Here is an 18,710-nt window from a genome sequence, read left to right as displayed (position 1 = left end):
CAAGCCGGCCTAGGAAGTGGGCGCTGGGTGTTAGATCGCCGCTTTGCCTAACGTTATCGCCAGCGCTTGCTTACCGCTAGCGCTGGCACTGCGATGGAGAACCACTCATGTTACCTAGCCTGTTTATTTCCCACGGCTCACCTATGCTGGCGCTTAATAAAACCCCTGCGCATGCCTTTCTACGCGAACTGGGCAAGCGGCTCTCGCCTAACGCCGTCATCGTGATATCGGCACACTGGGAGAGTTCGTCACTCAAGGTCAGCACGACCGCCAAGCCAGAAACGATTCATGATTTCAAAGGCTTCCCACGGGCGCTTTTCGAATGCCAGTACCCTGCGTCAGGCGACCCTGAGCTGGCCGAACGGCTGGCGCTGTTGCTGGGTGCCGAGCGAGTAGAGCGTGGTATGGATCACGGTGCCTGGGTGCCACTTTCATTGATGTTTCCGGCTGCCGATGTGCCCGTCGTTTCACTATCATTGCCCGTGCATTGGGGGAATACCGAGCTTGTCGCACTCGGCGAACGGCTGTCGTCACTGCGAGAAGAAGATATTTTGATTATTGGCTCAGGCAGCCTGACCCATAACCTGTATGAGCTGATGCCGATGGGCAGTCAAATGCCCGCCTGGGTAGATGAGTTTTCAAGCTGGGTGAGCACCCATATAGTTGCCAATGATCGTGACGCGCTGCTGCACTGGGAAAAGGCTCCGCAGGCCAATAGGAACCACCCTACGCCAGAGCACTTTCAACCGCTGCTTGTCGCAATGGGCGCCGGTAACGAGGCAACCCAGCTACATCACAGCGTTGAGCACGGCGTGCTGGCGATGGATGTTTATCAGTTTGCTTGAGCGCCCGGCTAAGAAGTTGGGCGGCGTTTTAAAGTAGTCCGACGGTCGTAGTACGCCACGGCAATGCCACTACCCACAATCAAGACGCTGCCCACCCACACCCAGATGTCCGGCATTTCACCCCAAAACCACCAGCCCAGTATCACGGCCCAAAGCATGGCGGTGTAATCAAACGGTGCGGCGATAGCCGCCGGAGCAAACCGAAAGGCCAGGGTGATAAACACCGTTGCCGCCACGCCGAGCACGCCCGATGCCATGAAACCTGCCCAGTGCCAAAGCTGGGGCGTTTGCCACACCCAAGGCAAACTCACTGCGGTGACTAAGAACGGCACTAGCGTGACATAAAACACCATGGCCCAGAGGTGCTCGCGAGCACCGTAGCGACGCGCTGTAATCATCATAAGCGCATAAAACACGGCCGCCGCTATCATGCTGAGCGTGCCTATTTGAAAGGCACCGCCCCCCGGGCGAACCACCACCAGCACACCGATAAAACCCACCAGCGAGGCGGCTAGCACCGGCGGCGCAATTCGCTCGCCAAGCAAAGGCACCGACAGCAGCGTGACAAATAGCGGCGCTACAAATGCAATCGCCGTCGCCTCGGCCAGTGGGAGCAGTGTTAAGCCCACTACAAAGAACACCATGGTGCCGGTATAAATCAAACCTCGTACGGCATGCATCCCCGGCCTGCGAGTACCCAGTGTACGCAGCCCTCCCGAGAAATAGGCCAGCAGCGCGATCAGCGGCAGTGATATCAGCGTGCGAAAGAAAATAATCTGCAGGGGCGAGTGCACCTCACCAAGCCACTTGGCGACGGCGTCACCCATCGCTAGAAAAAATACGCCCAGACACATGCTGAGAATGCCTTTCAACGACGTTGTCACTGCAGCCTCCTTTTCATTAACTACCTAAAAAAAAACCCCGCCAACGAAGATTGGCGGGGTGATGTGCCAGTGCAACGCGCTATAAGCTGGCGTTGACTACCATGCAGTCCATGCCTTGAGAGTTTAGCTGGCGGCAGGCCTGACGCGCACGCTGCTCATCGAGCGCGACTAAGCGGGCTCGGTAAACCGGTGTTTGACCAGCGATGGTGTCTACTTCAACACGGCCACCAACGCTTTGGTCTACCCGCTGCGCCGCCTGCTGGGCAAGCTGCCTTGCCTGCATTTCTTGGCTAAACGCGCCTACCTGGATTCCCCAACTGCCACCGGCTTCAGATACCGACGCCATCTGCTGCTCACGCTCAATAAAAGCCTGTAAGGGATCGCGCTGCTGCGTGGTTTGCTGCTCGCTGGGGCGCTGTATGCTCGACACATCGGCCAGCTGCGCATCGAGATCTCGCGCGGGCGCTGAAGACAGAGAGGAAGAGGGAGCGGGCGACGGCACGGTTTCCACGACAGCCAACATAGGCTGGCGCGGCGCAGGCGGTGAAACCGGCTGGGGCGGCATCAACGCGGTGGGCCCAAACGTCATAAATTCCTGGGCGACATTGGTGCTCGCCATCCAGTTTTGCTGATCGCGTAGCGATGCGCGCAAAAAGCTGCGGTCGAGCAAGTTAGCCATATGCGTGTCGCGAGACTGAGCGGAAAAGCCGCCCATCACAACAGCCATCAGCCGGCGATTGCCGTGCACGGCCGTCGTTGCCACGTTAAAACCAGAGGCACGAATAAACCCGGTCTTAAGACCATCAGCCCCTGGGTAGTCACGCACTAAGCGATTGTGGCTGGTATGCCGAGTGCCACGATACGTGAACTCTTGCAGGCCAAAATAATGATAGTACTGAGGGAAATCCTGCATCACGCGCACAGAAAGCGTCAGCATATCGCGCGCGGTAGTCACCTGGCCGTCATCCGGCAAACCGGAGGCATTGCGAAAGGTCGTGCCGTGCATGCCTAGTTCACGCGCTTTGGTGGTCATCATGTCACTGAAGCGCTCTTCGGTGCCGCCTAGCGCTTCGGCTATCACCGCAGCGACATCGTTAGCCGAACGTACCGCCAGTGCACGTATGGCGGTATCAACAGGAATAGAGCTACCCGCCGCCAGCCAGAGCTTTACGGCTGGCTTAGCAGCGGCAAAGCTAGAAACGGGCAAGGGCTGGTCAATACGCAGGGTACCGGCTTGAAGCGCTTCAAAGGTCAAATACAGCGTCATCATTTTAGTAAGCGATGCAGGATAGCGCTGATCATCGATATTTTCGGCATACAGCACTTCGCCATTATCTAAATCGACCACAATGCCCGCATAGCGAGGATTGTCAGCGTGAGCGCTTGTGATCAATGACAGCATAAGTAGTAGCCCCATACTCACTGCCCATGCCGCCGATGCTCTACCGACAGCGTGTTTTACCCTCGCATACATGCCTCTGCCCCTTGCTCGTTATCAACGCGCTCGTACTAGCCCATTGTTTCGACTGATCGTTAGTTTCGACTGATTGATAGATTCTACTGGTTCACTACCATGCCACACTCAAGGCGCAACGCAAGGCTTTCCCATGGCGGCAAAGTAGTCATTTTGGCTATCTATAATATGCCGAGTATATACCCACGCCTGCTCACCTGGAGAGTGTTAGCTGATAGGCATAAAAAAAACCGACCCAAGAGGGTCGGTTTTCATTCGCTATTCAAGACGCTAACGACAGAGGATTACTCTTCTGCTGCGGCTTCTTCAACAACGGGACGATCAACTAGCTCAACATACGCCATAGGCGCGTTGTCGCCGGTGCGGAAACCGCACTTAAGAATACGGATGTAACCACCCGGACGCTCAGCGTAACGCGGACCTAATTCGTTGAACAGTTTGCCGACCACTTCTTTAGAACGCGTACGGGCAAACGCCAAGCGACGGTTTGCAACGCTATCCTGCTTAGACAAGGTGATCAGCGGCTCGATAACGCGACGCAGTTCCTTGGCTTTCGGCAGGGTTGTCTTAATGACTTCATGCTCGACCAGCGAGACAGACATGTTTTTAAACATTGCCTGACGATGCGAGCTGGTACGATTCAGATGACGACCACTCTTACGATGACGCATGGTTGTAATTCCTTACCAAACTGGGACTCAAGTCGACACTCACGCGGAGGCCTTGTCGTCCTTCAGGCTTGCCGGTGGCCAATTTTCCAACCGCATGCCGAGGGACAAGCTGCGCGCCGCCAATACATCTTTGATTTCATTCAAAGACTTTTTACCGAGGTTCGGCGTCTTCAACAGCTCAACTTCTGTGCGCTGAATCAAATCACCAATGTAATAAATATTCTCGGCTTTTAGGCAGTTCGCGCTACGAACGGTCAACTCAAGATCGTCTACGGGGCGCAATAGAATTGGATCAACGTGATCCTCTTCTTCTTCGACTTCCTGTTCTTTATCAGCTTCCAGGTCGACGAAGGCGGCCAGCTGCTCTTGCAGAATGGTCGCACTGCGACGGATAGCCTCTTCCGGATCCAGGGTACCGTCGGTTTCCAAATCGATAATTAGCTTATCGAGGTCGGTGCGCTGCTCAACACGAGCGGCCTCAACCGAGTAGGAAACGCGGCGGACAGGGCTGAAGGTGGCATCCAGCTGCAGGCGGCCAATAGCACGTGACTCTTCATCAGAGCCGCGGGCGTCAGCCGGTTCGTAGCCACGACCCAGCGCTACCTTAAGCTGAATTTTCAGCTCGGCACCTTCATTGACATGAGCAATGACGTGGTCCGGGTTGACGATTTCGACGCTATGATCAAGCGCAATGTCGCCTGCGGTGACGACGGCTGGGCCCTGCTTGTTCAGCGTGAGCACCGCCTCATCGCGGCTGTGCATCTTGATCGCAACATCTTTCAAGTTCAGGAGGATTTCAATAACATCTTCCTGCACCCCTTCGAGCGCACTGTACTCATGCTCTACACCGGCAATTTCAGCCTCTACCACGGCACAGCCGGGCATAGACGAAAGCAGAATGCGACGCAGTGCATTCCCAAGGGTGTGACCAAATCCGCGCTCGAACGGTTCGAGTACGATTTTGGCGTGATGTGCGCTGATTTCTTCGACCTTGATGTCGCGAGGGCGGAGAAACTCTGTCACTGAACGCTGCATATGAACACCTTTCAGGCTGCCAAACGGATACTCAGTCTCAAGAGCATAGGCTCAAGAGCATGTACTCAAGAGCAACCGGACGGAGAGCTACGCTACCCGTCCGGGCTTCAAGAAGCAGACTCTTACTTAATTAACGCTGCTTACTTGGAGTACAGCTCGACGATCAGGTTTTCGTTGATGTCGGCAGTCAGGTCACCGCGTTCAGGCAGAGCCTTGAAAGTGCCTTCCATCTTCTTGGCGTCGATCTCGATCCAAACGATATCGCCACGGTTTGCCGCAATGGACAGTGCGCTTTGAATACGTGCTTGGTTCTTCGCCTTTTCGCGAATGGAAACAACGTCACCTGGCTTAACCTGATAGGAAGCCACGTTAACGGTACGTCCATTCACGGAAATCGCCTTGTGGCTTACTAGCTGACGCGCTTCAGAGCGAGTCGAGCCAAAGCCCATACGATAGACGACGTTATCCAGTCGGGATTCTAACAACTGCAACAATACTTCACCGGTCGCGCCTTTCAGGCGAGCAGCTTCTTTGTAGTAGTTGCGGAACTGCTTTTCGAGTACGCCATACATGCGACGTACTTTTTGCTTCTCGCGAAGCTGCAAGCCGTAGTCTGAAAGACGTTGACGACGCTGGCCGTGTACACCCGGGATTTGCTCGGATTTACACTTTTTCTCGAAGGGAGTCACGCCACTCTTTAAAAAGAGATCGGTGCCTTCACGACGAGACAGTTTGCACTTCGGTCCAATATAACGAGCCATGAATCTGTCTCCTTAAACGCGGCGTTTCTTAGGCGGACGGCAGCCATTGTGAGGAATGGGCGTCGCGTCTGTGATGCTTTGCACGCGGAAGCCGGCGGCGTTAAGTGCACGCACGGCGGATTCACGACCGGGCCCTGGGCCTTTAACCAGTACGTCTACGTTTTTCACACCATACTCGGCTGCAGCAGTTGCTGCACGTTCACTTGCCACTTGAGCAGCGAACGGGGTGCTCTTGCGAGAACCACGAAAACCCGAACCACCGGCAGTTGCCCAAGAAAGCGCATTGCCCTGGCGGTCTGTGATCGTCACGATCGTGTTGTTAAAAGAGGCATGGATATGCGCAATCGCGTCCACTACCTGCTTTTTAACCTTTTTACGGTTACTACGCGGGTTAGCCATGTTGATGTCTATTCCTGTCGTTACACCGGCTCTCTATTAAAGAGCCGGCGTATTATTTGCGGATCGGCTTACGCGGGCCCTTACGGGTGCGCGCGTTAGTCTTAGTCCGCTGACCACGCAGCGGAAGACTACGACGATGACGCAGACCACGGTAGCAACCTAAGTCCATGAGACGCTTAATATTAAGCGTAACATCACGACGAAGGTCGCCTTCTACGGTGTACTTACCAACTTCAGAACGCAGGGTGTCGACTTCTTCAGAAGACAGATCCTGGATCTTGGCAGTAATGGCAATACCGGCTGCTGCACAGATATGCTCAGCACGAGTACGGCCAATCCCGAAGATATAGGTCAGCGAGATCGCCGCATGCTTGTTGTCCGGGATATTGACGCCTGCAATACGGGCCATCAGCTTACTCCGAAATTTGAGCGGCTTGCTCGTTTATTCATCTACAAAAGGCGCAACAGCATACCCCTTCATTTGCCCGAAGGCAAGGGGTATGCTGGCACCCGCTTAAAACAACCCAGAGGTATTAACCCTGGCGCTGTTTGTGCCGTGGTTCGCTACAAATGACGCGGACAGCGCCATTGCGACGAATGATCTTACAGTTACGGCACATTTTCTTTACGGAAGCTCGAACTTTCATCGATCTTTCTCCAAAAACCGGCTCGCGGCTCGCCCCCTTCACTAACTTAATAGGGGTGGGCGGCGCCTCAGCGCATGATACCGCCGCTACCGTAGCCTTTCAGGTTGGACTTCTTCATCACTGAGTCATACTGATGCGACATGAGATGCGACTGCACCTGGGCCATGAAGTCCATGATGACCACGACTACGATTAACAACGAGGTACCGCCGAAAAAGAACGGCACGTTCCACGCCACAATCAAGAACTGGGGCATCAAGGAAACCGCAGTGATATACAAGGCACCGAACAGGGTCAAGCGTGTCATGACCTTGTCGATATAGCGAGCGGTCTGCTCGCCGGGGCGAATGCCCGGCAGGAAAGCGCCTGACTTTTTAAGATTGTCAGCCACATCCTTGGGGTTGAAGACCAGCGCTGTGTAAAAGAAGCAGAAGAATACCACTGCCGCCGCGAAAAGCAAGATGTAAAGCGGTTGACCTGGACCTAATGCCTGGGATGCACGCTGCAACCACTCCATACCTTCACCGGCACCTACCCACTGACCAATAGAGGCCGGGAAGAGTAGAATACTGGAGGCAAAGATAGCCGGAATAACACCAGCCATATTAACCTTCAAAGGCAGGTAACTGCTTTGGCCTGCATACATCTTATTGCCTACCTGACGCCGCGGGTAGTTAACTTTGAGACGGCGTTGGCCGCGCTCAATGAAAACTACGAAGGCGACAGTCGCAATACCTAACACAGACAACGCTAACAGCGGCAGAACATTCCAAGCGCCTTCGTTACGGGCAAGCTCAAAGGCTTGGCCCACGGCACTAGGTAGCCCAGCGACAATACCCGCGAAGATCAGCAGCGAAATACCGTTGCCGATACCCTTCTCGGTAATTTGCTCACCTAGCCACATCATAAACACCGCGCCTGATACAAATGTAACCACGGCGGTGAAGAAGAAGCTGAAGTCAGCGCTGTACGCGATACCTTGGCTAGCCAGACCGACGGACATGCCGGTAGCCTGGACAAACGCCAGTATCACCGTGCCGTAGCGGGTGTACTGGCTAATCTTGCGGCGGCCAGCCTCACCCTCTTTCTTGAGCTGCTCAAGATGAGGGGAGACCGCAGTCATGAGCTGCATGATAATCGACGCCGAAATGTAGGGCATAATGCCCAGGGCGAGGACGCTCATGCGCTCCAGAGCACCACCCGAGAACATGTTAAACATGCCCAAGATAGTACCCTGTTGCTCCCTAAACAAGGCAGCAAGCTGGTCAGGATTGATACCGGGAACGGGAATGTGGGCACCAATACGGTACACCACGATGGCGAGGAGCACGAAGCGCAAACGCGCCCACAGTTCACTCAGACCGCTGCCCATCGCCGGCATTTTTCCTGACTTGGCCATTTAGTCCTCTACCTTGCCGCCAGCAGCTTCGATCGCTTCACGGGCACCTTTGGTGACCTTGATTCCGCGAACGGTAACTGCCGTTTTCAATTCGCCAGAAAGGATGATCTTCGCGTGTAGCGTAGAGTCCTTCAGCACGTTGGCTTGCTTCAAAGTGGCCATGGTGACTTCACCATCGGCTACTTTAGCAAGTTCGGCCAGGCGTACTTCTTCAGATACTAGTGATTTTGCAGACGTAAAACCGAATTTCGGCAAACGACGCTGCAAAGGCATCTGACCGCCTTCGAAACCAGGCTTGACGCTACCGCCACTGCGTGATTTCTGACCTTTGTGACCACGGCCACCGGTCTTACCAAGACCGGAACCGATACCACGACCAACGCGCTTTGCAGCGTGTTTGGAGCCCGGTGCTGGGCTTAAGGTATTAAGTTTCATGGATTACTCTCCCTCAACGCGCACAAGGTAGTTAACCTTGTTGATCATGCCGCGTACGGCAGGGGTGTCTTCCAGTTCAACCGTCTGACCGATGCGACGCAGACCCAGGCCTTTCATAGTGGCCTTGTGCTTAGGCAAAATGCCGATGGTGCTGCGGATCTGAGTAAACTTGATCGTTGCTGCCATGGTGTCTTACCCCGTGATCGCGTCGACAGACAGACCGCGCTTAGCGGCAATGTCTTCCGGTGCTTGCATGGAAGAGAGACCTTTAACAGTCGCTCGAACCACGTTAACCGGGTTGGTGGAACCGTAGCACTTGGCCAGTACATCGTGGACACCGGCGAGCTCTAATACAGAGCGCATGGCGCCACCGGCAATGATACCGGTACCTTCGGAAGCCGGCTGCATGTACACCTTAGAAGCACCGTGACGGGCTTTAATCGGGTACTGCAGCGTGTGGCCAGCAAGGTTCACCTTGACCATGTTGCGACGAGCTTGATCCATCGCTTTCTGGATTGCGACAGGCACTTCACGCGCCTTGCCACGACCGAAACCGACACGACCTTTACCATCACCAACGACGGTCAGTGCGGTGAAGCCGAAAATACGACCACCTTTGACCACCTTGGCGACGCGGTTGACCTGCACCAACTTCTCTTGCAGATCACCGCTTTGCTGTTCGTTCTTCGCCATCGTAAAACCCTTTAGAATTCCAGGCCGCCTTCACGTGCGGCGTCGGCCAGAGCCTTGACGCGGCCGTGATACTTAAAGCCAGCACGGTCGAAGGCCACCTGGGTGATGCCTGCTTCTTTAGCGCGTTCGGCAATCAGTGCACCTACTTTAGAGGCAGCATCTGAGTTACCGGTCGCACCCTCGCGCAGCGCTTTGTCCAGCGTAGAAGCACTGGCTAGCACTTTGCCACCATCCGGCGAGATAATCTGCGCATAGATGTGACGCGGGGTACGGTTGACGCACAGGCGATACACGCCCAGCTCGCGGATCTTTGCGCGAGCGCGGCGGGCACGACGGAGACGAGATTCTTTCTTCGCGTTCATAACCCTGCCTTACTTCTTCTTGGCTTCTTTGCGACGCACCTGCTCGTCGGCGTACCGTACACCCTTGCCTTTATACGGCTCAGGCGGACGGAAAGCGCGGATTTCCGCGGCGCACTGACCGAGCTGCTGCTTGTTCGCGCTTTTCAGCACGATCACGGTGTTTTTCGGCGTTTCCGCTGAGACACCTTCAGGCAGTTCGTAGTCGACCGGGTGCGAGAAGCCCAGTGAAAGATTGAGCGTCTGGCCCTTAACTTGGGCACGATAACCGACGCCAACAATTTCGAGGGATTTTGTGAAACCCTCGGATACGCCCGTTACCAGGTTCTGAACTAAGGCGCGGGTAGTACCGGCCATTGCCCAGCTCTTGGCAGATTCGCTCGGGGCGAAGGTCAGCTGGCCATCTTCTTGACCGACCACTACATCTGAGTGGATGGTCAAAGATAGCGTGCCCTGGCCGCCTTTGGCGGTCAGCTGGTCAGCATTGATTTTAACATCAACGCCAGCAGGCACTTTAACCGGATATTTCGCTATGCGGGACATTCCAGCCTCCTAGAATACGGTGCAGATGACTTCGCCACCCACACCGGCTTGGCGCGCGGCACGATCGGTCATGACACCACTTGACGTAGTGACAATCGCAATACCAAGACCATCGGCGACCTTAGGCAGGTTGTCCTTGCCCATATAGCGGCGCAGGGACGGCTTGGAAACCCGCTGAATATGCTCAATAACCGGCTTACCCTCAAAGTATTTGAGAGTCACGGTCAGTTCAGGCTTAACACCCTCTGCAACCGTAAAGTCGGCAATGTAGCCTTCTTCCTTTAGCACTCGGGCCACTTGCACTTTCAACTTGGAGGACGGCATGGTAGCCGTCTCCTTGGTGGCCATCTGCGCATTGCGGAGACGAGTTATCATATCCGCTAGAGTATCTTGCATGCTCATTTAATGTGCGCTCCTGATGATTCTACGTGGCGTTACCAACTGGACTTTTTGAGTCCAGGGACGTCGCCACGCATGGCGGCTTCACGCAGCTTGTTACGGCCGAGGCCGAACTTGTTGTAAAAACCGTGCGGGCGACCAGTGATGCGGCAGCGGTTACGCTGACGCACCGGGCTTGAGTCGCGCGGCAGTTGCTGCAGCTTCAGCGTCGCCTCGAAGCGGTCTTCCTCAGACGAATCAACGCCTGAGATGATCTTCTTGAGCTCGGCACGCTTGGTGGCATACTTCGCCACCAATTGCGTACGTTTGAGCTCACGCTCTATCATACTTTTCTTAGCCATGATCCCACCCTTATTTCTTGAAGGGGAAGTTCAGCGCCGCTAGCAGCGCGCGACCTTCCTCATCGGTTTTGGCGGTAGTAGTGATAGTGACGTCCAACCCACGGATGCGATCGATTTTATCATACTCGATCTCCGGGAAGATGATCTGCTCACGCACACCCATAGAATAGTTGCCGCGACCGTCGAAGGACTTCGGGTTGAGACCACGGAAGTCACGCACGCGGGGAATCGCGATGTAAACCAAACGGTCCAAGAAGTCCCACATACGCTCAGCGCGCAGTGTTACCTTGATGCCGATTGGCCAACCTTCGCGCACCTTAAAGCCCGCGATGGACTTACGTGCCTTGGTCACCAACGGTTTTTGACCAGAGAGTTTCTCTAGGTCGCCGATGGCATTGTCAATCAACTTTTTATCGTTGACTGCTTCGCCGACACCCATATTCAGAGTCACTTTCGTGATCCGGGGTACCTGCATAACGTTGGCATAGCTAAACTCTTCTTTGAGTTGAGCTGCTACCTCGTTTTGATAACGTTCTTTCAAGTTCGCCATTTTGCTACCCGACTCGCGTTAGGCGTCGATCTGCGTCTGCGTCGACTTGTAGATACGTACCTTGGTACCGTCTTCCTTCACCTGGAAGCCGACGCGATCCGCCTTACCGGTCTCCGAATTGAAGATGGCTACGTTGGACGCGTGAATCGGAGCCTCACGCTCGACGATACCGCCCTGATTACCCGCCATGGGATTTGGCTTGGTGTGACGTTTAATCATGTTCACACCGGACACCAAGAAGCGGCTTTCTAATACCCGCTTAACAGTGCCACGTTTGCCTTTGTCCTTCCCGGCGATGACGATGACTTCATCGTCACGTTTGATCTTTTGCATATCCGCCTCGCTCCTTACAGCACTTCAGGCGCTAAGGAAATGATCTTCATGAACTTTTCATTACGAAGTTCACGAGTCACCGGCCCAAAAATACGGGTACCGATTGGCTGTTCGTTGGTGTTATTCAACAAAACTGCCGCATTTCCATCGAAACGGATGAGCGAACCGTCGGGACGACGGACGCCACTACGGGTCCGGACCACGACCGCTTTTAGCACCTGGCCTTTTTTGACCTTGCCACGCGGAATCGCTTCCTTAACCGTGACCTTGATGACATCACCTATACGAGCGTAGCGACGGTGTGAACCGCCTAACACCTTGATGCATTGCACCCGGCGCGCTCCGCTGTTGTCGGCGACGTCCAGCATTGTCTGAGTCTGAATCATCGGTTTTCTCCAAACCTAATCTGACTACACTGATTGGACAGCCTCGGGATTAACCCTTGGCGTGTTCAACCACCTCGACGAGCGTCCAGGCTTTCTTCTTGGAAAGCGGACGGCACTCCTGAATGGAAACCGTATCGCCTGCCTTTGCCTGGTTCGCCTCATCATGGGCGTGCAGCTTGGTGGAGCGCTTAACGTATTTTCCGTAGATCGGGTGACGCTCGCGCCGCTCGATCATAACGACGATGGACTTGTCCATCTTATCGCTCACCACTTTACCGGTGAGCGTACGCGTTGTTTTCTCTTCGGCCATCTCAATCACCTGCCTTCTCGTTGAGCATAGTCTTAACGCGGGCAATATCCCGACGGACCTGCTTGAGCAGATGAGTCTGGCTCAGTTGGCCAGTGGCCTTCTGCATGCGCAGGTTAAACTGCTCGCGGAGGAGTTCGAGGAGTTGCTCCTGGAGCTCTCCTGCGGACTTTTCACGAATTTCCTGGGCTTTCATCACATCACCGTCCGTTTCGCAAAGGTGGTGGATAAGGGCATTTTCTGTGCGGCAAGATCAAACGCTTCACGAGCGAGCTCTTCCGACACGCCTTCTATTTCATAAAGGACCCGACCCGGTTGGATCTGGGCAACCCAGTACTCAACAGAACCTTTACCTTTACCCATACGAACTTCGAGCGGCTTCTTAGAGATCGGCTTATCAGGGAAGACGCGGATCCAGATTTTACCGCCACGCTTAACGTGACGTGTGATCGCACGACGGCCTGCTTCGATCTGACGCGCAGTGATGCGGCCGCGACCGGTAGCTTTAAGGCCGTATTCCCCGAAGCTGATCTTGCTTCCGCGATGCGCCAGGCCACGGTTGCGGCCTTTCATCATCTTGCGGAATTTCATACGCTTGGGCTGTAACATCGACTCGCTCTCCCCTTACCTGGAACCTTTCTTCTTGGGCGCGTTGCCGGCAGGCTGTTTGGCCTTGGCACGTACTTCCTCGATACCGCCGAGGATTTCACCCTTGAAGATCCACACTTTGACGCCGATAACGCCATAGGTGGTGTGAGCTTCGTAAGTGGCGTAGTCGATATCCGCACGCAACGTGTGCAACGGAACGCGACCTTCGCGGTACCATTCGGTACGTGCGATTTCAGCGCCACCAAGACGACCTGACAGCTGAATCTTGATGCCACCAGCGCCAAGACGCATTGCGTTTTGTACCGCGCGCTTCATAGCACGACGGAACATCACGCGACGCTCAAGCTGACCCGCTACGTTAGCAGCGACTAGCTTGGCATCCAGCTCCGGCTTGCGAACTTCTTCGATGTTCACATGCACGGGAACACCCATCATCGTGGTGAGATCGCGACGCAGACGGTCGACATCTTCACCTTTCTTACCAATCACAATACCCGGACGGGCGGTGTGAATGGTGATGCGGGCATTGTTAGCCGGACGCTCGATGTGGATGCGGCTCACGGAAGCGCTTTTAAGACGCTCTTCCAAGAAGCTACGCACTTCGAGATCGTTATTGAGCTTATCGGCGTAAGCGCCGCGCTCAGCATACCAGACAGAAGCATGGTCTTTGACGATGCCCAGTCGAATGCCTGTTGGATTGACTTTCTGACCCATCGGTCGACTCCTACTTCTCGGCTACCTTGACGGTGATGTGGCACGTGCGCTTCAAGATACGATCCGCACGCCCTTTGGCACGCGGCTTGATACGCTTGAGTGTCATGCCCTCATCGACGCAGATGGTCGAGACACGCAGCTCGTCAATATCCATGCCGTTATTTTCTTCCGCGTTTGCAATGGCGGATTGCAGCACCTTCTTAACCAGCTTAGCAGCCTTCTTTGGTGAGAAGGTCAGCAGGTCGAGTGCCTCGGCGACAGGTTTACCGCGCACCTGGTCAGCCACCAAACGGGCCTTCTGGGCGGATAAACGAGCGCCAAGCAGCTTAGCTGTGACTTCCATCTCTCAATCCTCTCTGGCTTACCGTTTGGCTTTTTTATCCGCAGCATGCCCGCGATAAGTGCGAGTAGCAGCGAATTCGCCCAATTTGTGGCCAACCATTTCCTCGGATACGTGCACCGGGATGTGTTGACGACCATTATGGACAGCGATAGTGAGGCCTACCATGTTTGGCAGGATCATTGAACGACGCGACCAAGTCTTGATCGGTTTGCGATCGTTCTTCTCCACTGCAGCCTCTACCTTCTTCAAAAGATGAAGGTCAATGAAGGGACCTTTCTTTAGTGAACGTGGCACAGCCGTTACCTCTTAATGTCTTGGCAATTTAGATCAGCGCGTCTTATTACGACGACGGATGATCAGCTTGTCGGTGCGCTTGTTCTTACGCGTCTTGTAACCCTTAGTCGGCACACCCCATGGGGAGACCGGGTGACGACCACCACTGGTGCGGCCTTCGCCACCACCGTGTGGGTGATCCACCGGGTTCATCGCGACACCGCGAACAGTCGGACGCACGCCTCTCCAGCGCTTCGCACCGGCCTTGCCAAGTTGACGCAGGCTGTGCTCAGAGTTGCTCACCTCGCCCAACGTCGCGCGGCACTCTGCCAACACTTTACGCATTTCGCCAGAGCGAAGACGTAGCGTGGCGTAGTTACCTTCACGAGCTACCAACTGGGCGCTTGTACCGGCACTGCGAGCAATCTGCGCACCTTTGCCCGGCTTGAGTTCGATGCAGTGCACCGTAGAACCCAAAGGGACGTTACGCAGCGGCAATGCATTGCCTTTCTTGATCGGCGCATTAACACCAGATTCCAGCACGTCACCCGCGCTGACACCTTTAGGTGCAATGATGTAACGACGCTCACCATCAGCATACTTCAGCAGCGCAATGTGCGCACTGCGGTTGGGATCGTGCTCTAAACGCTCAACGGTGGCTGGAACGCCATCTTTGGTACGTTTGAAATCCATCAACCGATAGTGTTGACGATGACCACCGCCTACGTGGCGAGTGGTGATGCGACCGTTATTATTACGGCCACCGGACTTGGACTGTTTTTCCAAAAGCGGTGCATAAGCACGACCCTTGAACAGTTCCTCGCCAACGATCTTGACGACGTGGCGACGACCGGCGGAAGTTGGTTTGGTCTTGACGATTGCCATTATCCGTACTCCTGCCCTTATTCGGCGCCTGAGAAGTCTTCGAGCGTTTCACCCGCAGCCAGGGTCACATACGCTTTGCGGTAACCCTTACGTAGGCCAACGCCGTTCGCAGTACGCTTCGTTTTACCCTTCATGTTCAGCACTTGAACACTGCCGACCTTCTTGCCGAAAAGTGTTTCAACGGCTTTCTTGATCTCGGGCTTGGTAGCATCGCGTGCCACCTTGAAAACGTACTGGTTGCGCTCGGCTGCCATCGCGGCCTTTTCGGTCACGTGCGGTCCAAGCAGAACCTTGAATACGCGTTCCTGGTTCATGCCAGCTTCTCCTCGAATTTACGCAGGGCGGAGACGGTAATCAGGACCTTATCAAAGGCTACCAGACTTACCGGGTCAGCTGCCGCGACATCCACCACGTCAACGTGGGGAAGGTTGCGTGCGGCCAAATAGAGCTTCTCGTCAACTTCTTCAGTGACGATCAACACTTTCTCAAGGTTGAGCTCTTTCAGCTTGGCAGCTACCTGCTTGGTCTTAGGCGCATCAACGCTGAACTCTTCAATCGCGACTAGGCGCTCTTGACGTACTAGTTCAGACAGGATGGAGCGCATCGCTGCGCGGTACATCTTGCGGTTAACCTTCTGGGTGTAGTCTTGCGGACGAGCCGCGAAGGTTACGCCGCCGCTACGCCATAGCGGAGAGCGGATAGTACCGGCACGTGCACGACCGGTGCCTTTCTGACGCCAAGGCTTTTTACCACCGCCACGAACGTCGGAACGACTCTTTTGTGCGCGAGTTCCCTGACGACCACCAGCCAAATAGGCAGTAACCACCTGGTGAACGAGCGCTTCGTTGAATTCTTTGCCAAAAGTGGCGTCGGCTACTTCAACGGTACCCGTGCCTGCAGCAAGATTCAGATTCATTGGTAATTATCCCCTATCAGCCAGCTTTCACGGCGCTGCGAACGATAACGTCACTACCGGGAGCACCCGGTACTGCGCCTTTGATCAGCAGCAAGTTACGCTCGGCGTCGACACGGACGATCTCAAGGCTTTGAACGGTGCAACGGGCGTTACCCATTTGACCGGCCATCTTTTTGCCTTTGAAAACGCGACCCGGAGTCTGACACATGCCGATGGAACCCGGCGCGCGATGCGACAGAGAGTTACCGTGAGTCATGTCTTGGGTACGGAAATTCCAGCGCTTAACAGCACCCTGGAAGCCTTTACCCTTAGAGGTGCCAGTCACGTCAACCATTTGACCAGCTTCGAAGAGGGATACGGTGATTTCGCCACCCACCTCAGGAATCGTTTCGCCTTCTGCAAGACGGAATTCCATCAGTGCACGACCAGCCTCAACACCCGCCTTGGCAAACTGTCCAGCTTGCGCTTTGGTGAGGTGCTTGGCTTTACGAGAACCAGATGTGACCTGAATCGCTGCGTAACCGTCAGACTCGACAGATTTAACGCGTGTAACACGATTAGGATCAACTTCAATAACGGTTACGGGCACAGACGCGCCGTCTTCGGTAAAGACACGGGTCATCCCGGCCTTTTTACCGACTAAACCGATAGTCATACTCAGTCTCCTATAGTGTACGGGGCTATCACCCGCTATGGCTGCCCTTTCCAGAGCATTCCACTAGCACATTGTATTGCGCCTCACGGCGTGAGCGGCTGCTGCTCATACTAAGCTTGTCTAAAACAAGCGATGAGCGCTGGGCCGCAAAGTGACTAGTGTAATTAGTTGAGCTTGATTTGCACGTCTACGCCAGCGGCGAGATCGAGCTTCATCAGTGCATCAACAGTTTTCTCAGTCGGCTCAACGATGTCGAGCACACGCTTGTGAGTACGAATCTCATACTGATCGCGCGCATCTTTATTGACGTGCGGCGAGATCAGAATGGTGAAGCGCTCACGGTTGGTTGGCAGCGGGATCGGCCCACGAACCTGAGCACCAGTACGCTTAGCGGTTTCAACAATCTCCGCTGTGGACTGATCGATCAGGCGATGGTCGAACGCTTTCAACCGAATGCGAATCTTTTGGTTCTGCATTTGCCCTAAACTCCAATGGATGTCGACGGCGCGAGCCGTCTACCCACGCATTCAAAGGATGCGCATTATAGGCACGCCACAAGCCCATGTCAAACATTTGCTGATGGTGCGCAGAAAAGGGGGCTCATCAGAGCCCCCTTCATCATTCAAGTAAAAAGCTTACTTGACGATCTTAGCTACAACGCCAGCACCGACAGTACGACCACCTTCGCGAATTGCGAAGCGTAGACCGTCGTCCATGGCAATCGGAGCGATCAAGGTAACAACCATTTGCACGTTGTCACCAGGCATGACCATTTCAACACCTTCCGGCAGTTCACAGGTACCCGTTACATCGGTGGTACGGAAGTAGAACTGAGGACGGTAGCCCTTGAAGAAAGGCGTATGACGACCACCTTCTTCTTTGGACAGAACGTAAACTTCTGCTTCGAAGGTAGTGTGCGGATGAATGCTGCCTGGCTTGGCCAGTACTTGACCACGCTCAACGTCATCACGCTTAGTACCACGTAGCAGGGCGCCAACGTTCTCACCAGCACGACCTTCGTCGAGCAGTTTGCGGAACATTTCAACGCCCGTTACGATCGTTTTAGTGGTGTCACGAATACCGACGATTTCAACTTCTTCGCCCGCTTTCACGATACCGCGCTCTACACGACCGGTTACAACAGTACCGCGGCCAGAGATAGAGAACACGTCTTCGATCGGCATCAGGAACGGCTGGTCGATAGCACGCTCTGGCTCAGGAATGTACTCATCCAGAGCTTTGATCAGATTAGCAACGGCGGTAGTACCCATGCCGTTCTCATCTTCACCGTTCAACGCCATCAGCGCAGAACCAGTGATGATCGGCGTGTCGTCGCCCGGGAAGTCGTACTGGTCGAGGAGCTCACGAACTTCCATCTCTACCAGTTCGAGCAGCTCTTCGTCATCAACCATGTCCGCTTTGTTCAGGAACACAACGATGAACGGTACGCCAACCTGACGAGACAGCAAGATGTGCTCGCGCGTTTGCGGCATCGGGCCATCAGCGGCAGAACATACCAGGATCGCGCCGTCCATCTGCGCAGCACCGGTGATCATGTTCTTGACGTAGTCAGCGTGTCCTGGGCAGTCAACGTGCGCGTAGTGGCGCATTTCTGACTGGTATTCCACGTGTGACGTAGCGATCGTGATACCGCGCTCGCGTTCTTCAGGAGCGTTATCGATAGACGAAAACTCGCTCCAGTCGCCGCCGAAAACTTCAGCAGACACGCGGGTTAGGGCCGCTGTCAGAGTCGTTTTACCGTGGTCGACGTGACCAATGGTGCCGACGTTGACGTGCGGTTTGGAACGTTCAAATTTTTCCTTAGCCACTGCTATAACCTCTTTACGTTAGCTA

Annotated in this window: 32 protein-coding genes; 1 reads left to right on the top strand and 31 read right to left on the bottom strand. The window is 54.8% G+C overall.

All coding sequences use genetic code 11. The annotated features are described in order from the left end of the window. Window positions 1-107: 107 nt before the first annotated feature. On the top strand, window positions 108-845 hold the full coding sequence (locus KUO20_RS00605) for a DODA-type extradiol aromatic ring-opening family dioxygenase (RefSeq protein WP_235041006.1): 738 nt from the start codon (window positions 108-110) through the stop codon (window positions 843-845). A gap of 8 nt (window positions 846-853) precedes the next feature. Here KUO20_RS00605 and KUO20_RS00600 read toward each other — a convergent pair whose 3' ends face one another. From KUO20_RS00600 to tuf, 31 genes are all read right to left on the bottom strand, one after another. Continuing rightward, window positions 854-1,729: a DMT family transporter gene (locus KUO20_RS00600; RefSeq protein ID WP_235041005.1), complete on the bottom strand. Its 876-nt coding sequence runs from the start codon at window positions 1,727-1,729 to the stop codon at window positions 854-856. A 79-nt stretch (window positions 1,730-1,808) separates the two neighbouring features. After that, window positions 1,809-3,146 carry a D-alanyl-D-alanine carboxypeptidase family protein gene (locus KUO20_RS00595; protein WP_235041004.1) on the bottom strand — a complete coding sequence of 446 codons (1,338 nt, stop codon included), beginning with the start codon at window positions 3,144-3,146 and terminating at the stop codon, window positions 1,809-1,811. Between the two features lie 341 nt (window positions 3,147-3,487). Further along, window positions 3,488-3,874 carry a 50S ribosomal protein L17 gene (gene rplQ / locus KUO20_RS00590; protein ID WP_235041003.1) on the bottom strand — a complete coding sequence of 129 codons (387 nt, stop codon included), beginning with the start codon at window positions 3,872-3,874 and terminating at the stop codon, window positions 3,488-3,490. A gap of 39 nt (window positions 3,875-3,913) precedes the next feature. Beyond that, the gene (locus tag KUO20_RS00585; RefSeq protein ID WP_235041002.1) at window positions 3,914-4,909 is read right to left on the bottom strand and encodes a DNA-directed RNA polymerase subunit alpha; all 996 of its coding nucleotides are present in this window, start codon (window positions 4,907-4,909) and stop codon (window positions 3,914-3,916) included. A gap of 140 nt (window positions 4,910-5,049) precedes the next feature. Beyond that, entirely contained in the window at window positions 5,050-5,670 is a 621-nt protein-coding gene (rpsD, locus tag KUO20_RS00580; RefSeq protein ID WP_096276488.1) for a 30S ribosomal protein S4, read from the bottom strand. Between the two features lie 12 nt (window positions 5,671-5,682). Further along, window positions 5,683-6,069, bottom strand: a complete 387-nt coding sequence (gene rpsK, locus KUO20_RS00575; protein WP_096276490.1) for a 30S ribosomal protein S11 — start codon at window positions 6,067-6,069, stop codon at window positions 5,683-5,685. A gap of 52 nt (window positions 6,070-6,121) precedes the next feature. Beyond that, window positions 6,122-6,478 carry a 30S ribosomal protein S13 gene (rpsM, locus tag KUO20_RS00570; protein ID WP_096276492.1) on the bottom strand — a complete coding sequence of 119 codons (357 nt, stop codon included), beginning with the start codon at window positions 6,476-6,478 and terminating at the stop codon, window positions 6,122-6,124. Window positions 6,479-6,602: 124 nt separating this feature from the next. Then, a complete protein-coding gene (gene rpmJ, locus KUO20_RS00565) occupies window positions 6,603-6,716 on the bottom strand; it encodes a 50S ribosomal protein L36 (protein WP_008959154.1) in 114 nt (37 codons plus the stop codon). Between the two features lie 67 nt (window positions 6,717-6,783). Further along, window positions 6,784-8,115: a preprotein translocase subunit SecY gene (gene secY, locus KUO20_RS00560; RefSeq protein WP_096276494.1), complete on the bottom strand. Its 1,332-nt coding sequence runs from the start codon at window positions 8,113-8,115 to the stop codon at window positions 6,784-6,786. Then, window positions 8,116-8,550 (bottom strand): 50S ribosomal protein L15, encoded by a 435-nt coding sequence (rplO, locus tag KUO20_RS00555; protein WP_235041001.1) that lies wholly within the window; start codon window positions 8,548-8,550, stop codon window positions 8,116-8,118. A 3-nt stretch (window positions 8,551-8,553) separates the two neighbouring features. Continuing rightward, window positions 8,554-8,736: a 50S ribosomal protein L30 gene (gene rpmD / locus KUO20_RS00550; RefSeq protein ID WP_096276498.1), complete on the bottom strand. Its 183-nt coding sequence runs from the start codon at window positions 8,734-8,736 to the stop codon at window positions 8,554-8,556. A 6-nt stretch (window positions 8,737-8,742) separates the two neighbouring features. After that, window positions 8,743-9,243, bottom strand: a complete 501-nt coding sequence (gene rpsE, locus KUO20_RS00545) for a 30S ribosomal protein S5 (RefSeq protein ID WP_096276500.1) — start codon at window positions 9,241-9,243, stop codon at window positions 8,743-8,745. A gap of 11 nt (window positions 9,244-9,254) precedes the next feature. Continuing rightward, window positions 9,255-9,605, bottom strand: a complete 351-nt coding sequence (gene rplR / locus KUO20_RS00540) for a 50S ribosomal protein L18 (RefSeq protein WP_008959159.1) — start codon at window positions 9,603-9,605, stop codon at window positions 9,255-9,257. A 9-nt stretch (window positions 9,606-9,614) separates the two neighbouring features. Further along, the gene (rplF, locus tag KUO20_RS00535; protein ID WP_235041000.1) at window positions 9,615-10,145 is read right to left on the bottom strand and encodes a 50S ribosomal protein L6; all 531 of its coding nucleotides are present in this window, start codon (window positions 10,143-10,145) and stop codon (window positions 9,615-9,617) included. Window positions 10,146-10,154: 9 nt separating this feature from the next. Next, window positions 10,155-10,547, bottom strand: coding sequence for a 30S ribosomal protein S8 (gene rpsH / locus KUO20_RS00530; protein WP_096276504.1), 393 nt, complete (start codon window positions 10,545-10,547; stop codon window positions 10,155-10,157). 32 nt (window positions 10,548-10,579) lie between these two features. Then, window positions 10,580-10,885 carry a 30S ribosomal protein S14 gene (rpsN, locus tag KUO20_RS00525; protein WP_096276506.1) on the bottom strand — a complete coding sequence of 102 codons (306 nt, stop codon included), beginning with the start codon at window positions 10,883-10,885 and terminating at the stop codon, window positions 10,580-10,582. A gap of 10 nt (window positions 10,886-10,895) precedes the next feature. Next, on the bottom strand, window positions 10,896-11,435 hold the full coding sequence (gene rplE / locus KUO20_RS00520) for a 50S ribosomal protein L5 (protein WP_235040999.1): 540 nt from the start codon (window positions 11,433-11,435) through the stop codon (window positions 10,896-10,898). Window positions 11,436-11,453: 18 nt separating this feature from the next. Next, complete coding sequence (gene rplX / locus KUO20_RS00515) at window positions 11,454-11,768, bottom strand: 50S ribosomal protein L24 (RefSeq protein ID WP_096276511.1); 315 nt, start codon at window positions 11,766-11,768, stop codon at window positions 11,454-11,456. Window positions 11,769-11,782: 14 nt separating this feature from the next. Beyond that, window positions 11,783-12,154 (bottom strand): 50S ribosomal protein L14, encoded by a 372-nt coding sequence (gene rplN / locus KUO20_RS00510; RefSeq protein ID WP_096276513.1) that lies wholly within the window; start codon window positions 12,152-12,154, stop codon window positions 11,783-11,785. Window positions 12,155-12,203: 49 nt separating this feature from the next. After that, on the bottom strand, window positions 12,204-12,464 hold the full coding sequence (gene rpsQ, locus KUO20_RS00505; RefSeq protein ID WP_096276515.1) for a 30S ribosomal protein S17: 261 nt from the start codon (window positions 12,462-12,464) through the stop codon (window positions 12,204-12,206). Between the two features lies 1 nt (window position 12,465). Beyond that, complete coding sequence (gene rpmC / locus KUO20_RS00500) at window positions 12,466-12,657, bottom strand: 50S ribosomal protein L29 (protein WP_096276518.1); 192 nt, start codon at window positions 12,655-12,657, stop codon at window positions 12,466-12,468. Next, the gene (gene rplP / locus KUO20_RS00495) at window positions 12,657-13,070 is read right to left on the bottom strand and encodes a 50S ribosomal protein L16 (RefSeq protein WP_235040998.1); all 414 of its coding nucleotides are present in this window, start codon (window positions 13,068-13,070) and stop codon (window positions 12,657-12,659) included. Before rplP ends, rpmC begins: the two co-directional genes overlap by 1 nt. A 15-nt stretch (window positions 13,071-13,085) precedes the next feature. Continuing rightward, window positions 13,086-13,784, bottom strand: a complete 699-nt coding sequence (rpsC, locus tag KUO20_RS00490) for a 30S ribosomal protein S3 (RefSeq protein WP_096276520.1) — start codon at window positions 13,782-13,784, stop codon at window positions 13,086-13,088. A gap of 10 nt (window positions 13,785-13,794) precedes the next feature. Next, on the bottom strand, window positions 13,795-14,127 hold the full coding sequence (gene rplV / locus KUO20_RS00485) for a 50S ribosomal protein L22 (protein ID WP_007112002.1): 333 nt from the start codon (window positions 14,125-14,127) through the stop codon (window positions 13,795-13,797). Window positions 14,128-14,145: 18 nt separating this feature from the next. Then, on the bottom strand, window positions 14,146-14,421 hold the full coding sequence (rpsS, locus tag KUO20_RS00480; RefSeq protein ID WP_096276522.1) for a 30S ribosomal protein S19: 276 nt from the start codon (window positions 14,419-14,421) through the stop codon (window positions 14,146-14,148). Between the two features lie 33 nt (window positions 14,422-14,454). Next, the gene (gene rplB / locus KUO20_RS00475; RefSeq protein WP_235040997.1) at window positions 14,455-15,285 is read right to left on the bottom strand and encodes a 50S ribosomal protein L2; all 831 of its coding nucleotides are present in this window, start codon (window positions 15,283-15,285) and stop codon (window positions 14,455-14,457) included. Between the two features lie 17 nt (window positions 15,286-15,302). Next, window positions 15,303-15,599, bottom strand: coding sequence for a 50S ribosomal protein L23 (rplW, locus tag KUO20_RS00470; protein WP_235040996.1), 297 nt, complete (start codon window positions 15,597-15,599; stop codon window positions 15,303-15,305). Beyond that, entirely contained in the window at window positions 15,596-16,201 is a 606-nt protein-coding gene (gene rplD / locus KUO20_RS00465) for a 50S ribosomal protein L4 (protein WP_235040995.1), read from the bottom strand. Before rplD ends, rplW begins: the two co-directional genes overlap by 4 nt. A 16-nt stretch (window positions 16,202-16,217) precedes the next feature. Next, window positions 16,218-16,856, bottom strand: a complete 639-nt coding sequence (gene rplC, locus KUO20_RS00460) for a 50S ribosomal protein L3 (RefSeq protein WP_008959169.1) — start codon at window positions 16,854-16,856, stop codon at window positions 16,218-16,220. A 164-nt stretch (window positions 16,857-17,020) separates the two neighbouring features. Continuing rightward, window positions 17,021-17,332, bottom strand: a complete 312-nt coding sequence (gene rpsJ, locus KUO20_RS00455) for a 30S ribosomal protein S10 (RefSeq protein ID WP_096276530.1) — start codon at window positions 17,330-17,332, stop codon at window positions 17,021-17,023. A gap of 159 nt (window positions 17,333-17,491) precedes the next feature. Next, window positions 17,492-18,685 carry an elongation factor Tu gene (tuf, locus tag KUO20_RS00450; RefSeq protein WP_235040994.1) on the bottom strand — a complete coding sequence of 398 codons (1,194 nt, stop codon included), beginning with the start codon at window positions 18,683-18,685 and terminating at the stop codon, window positions 17,492-17,494. Between the last annotated feature and the right edge of the window lie 25 nt (window positions 18,686-18,710).

Origin of the sequence: Vreelandella profundi, from assembly GCF_019722725.1 — a bacterium.
Classification (GTDB): domain Bacteria; phylum Pseudomonadota; class Gammaproteobacteria; order Pseudomonadales; family Halomonadaceae; genus Vreelandella; species Vreelandella profundi.
This window is presented reverse-complemented; position numbering and strand designations above follow the sequence as displayed.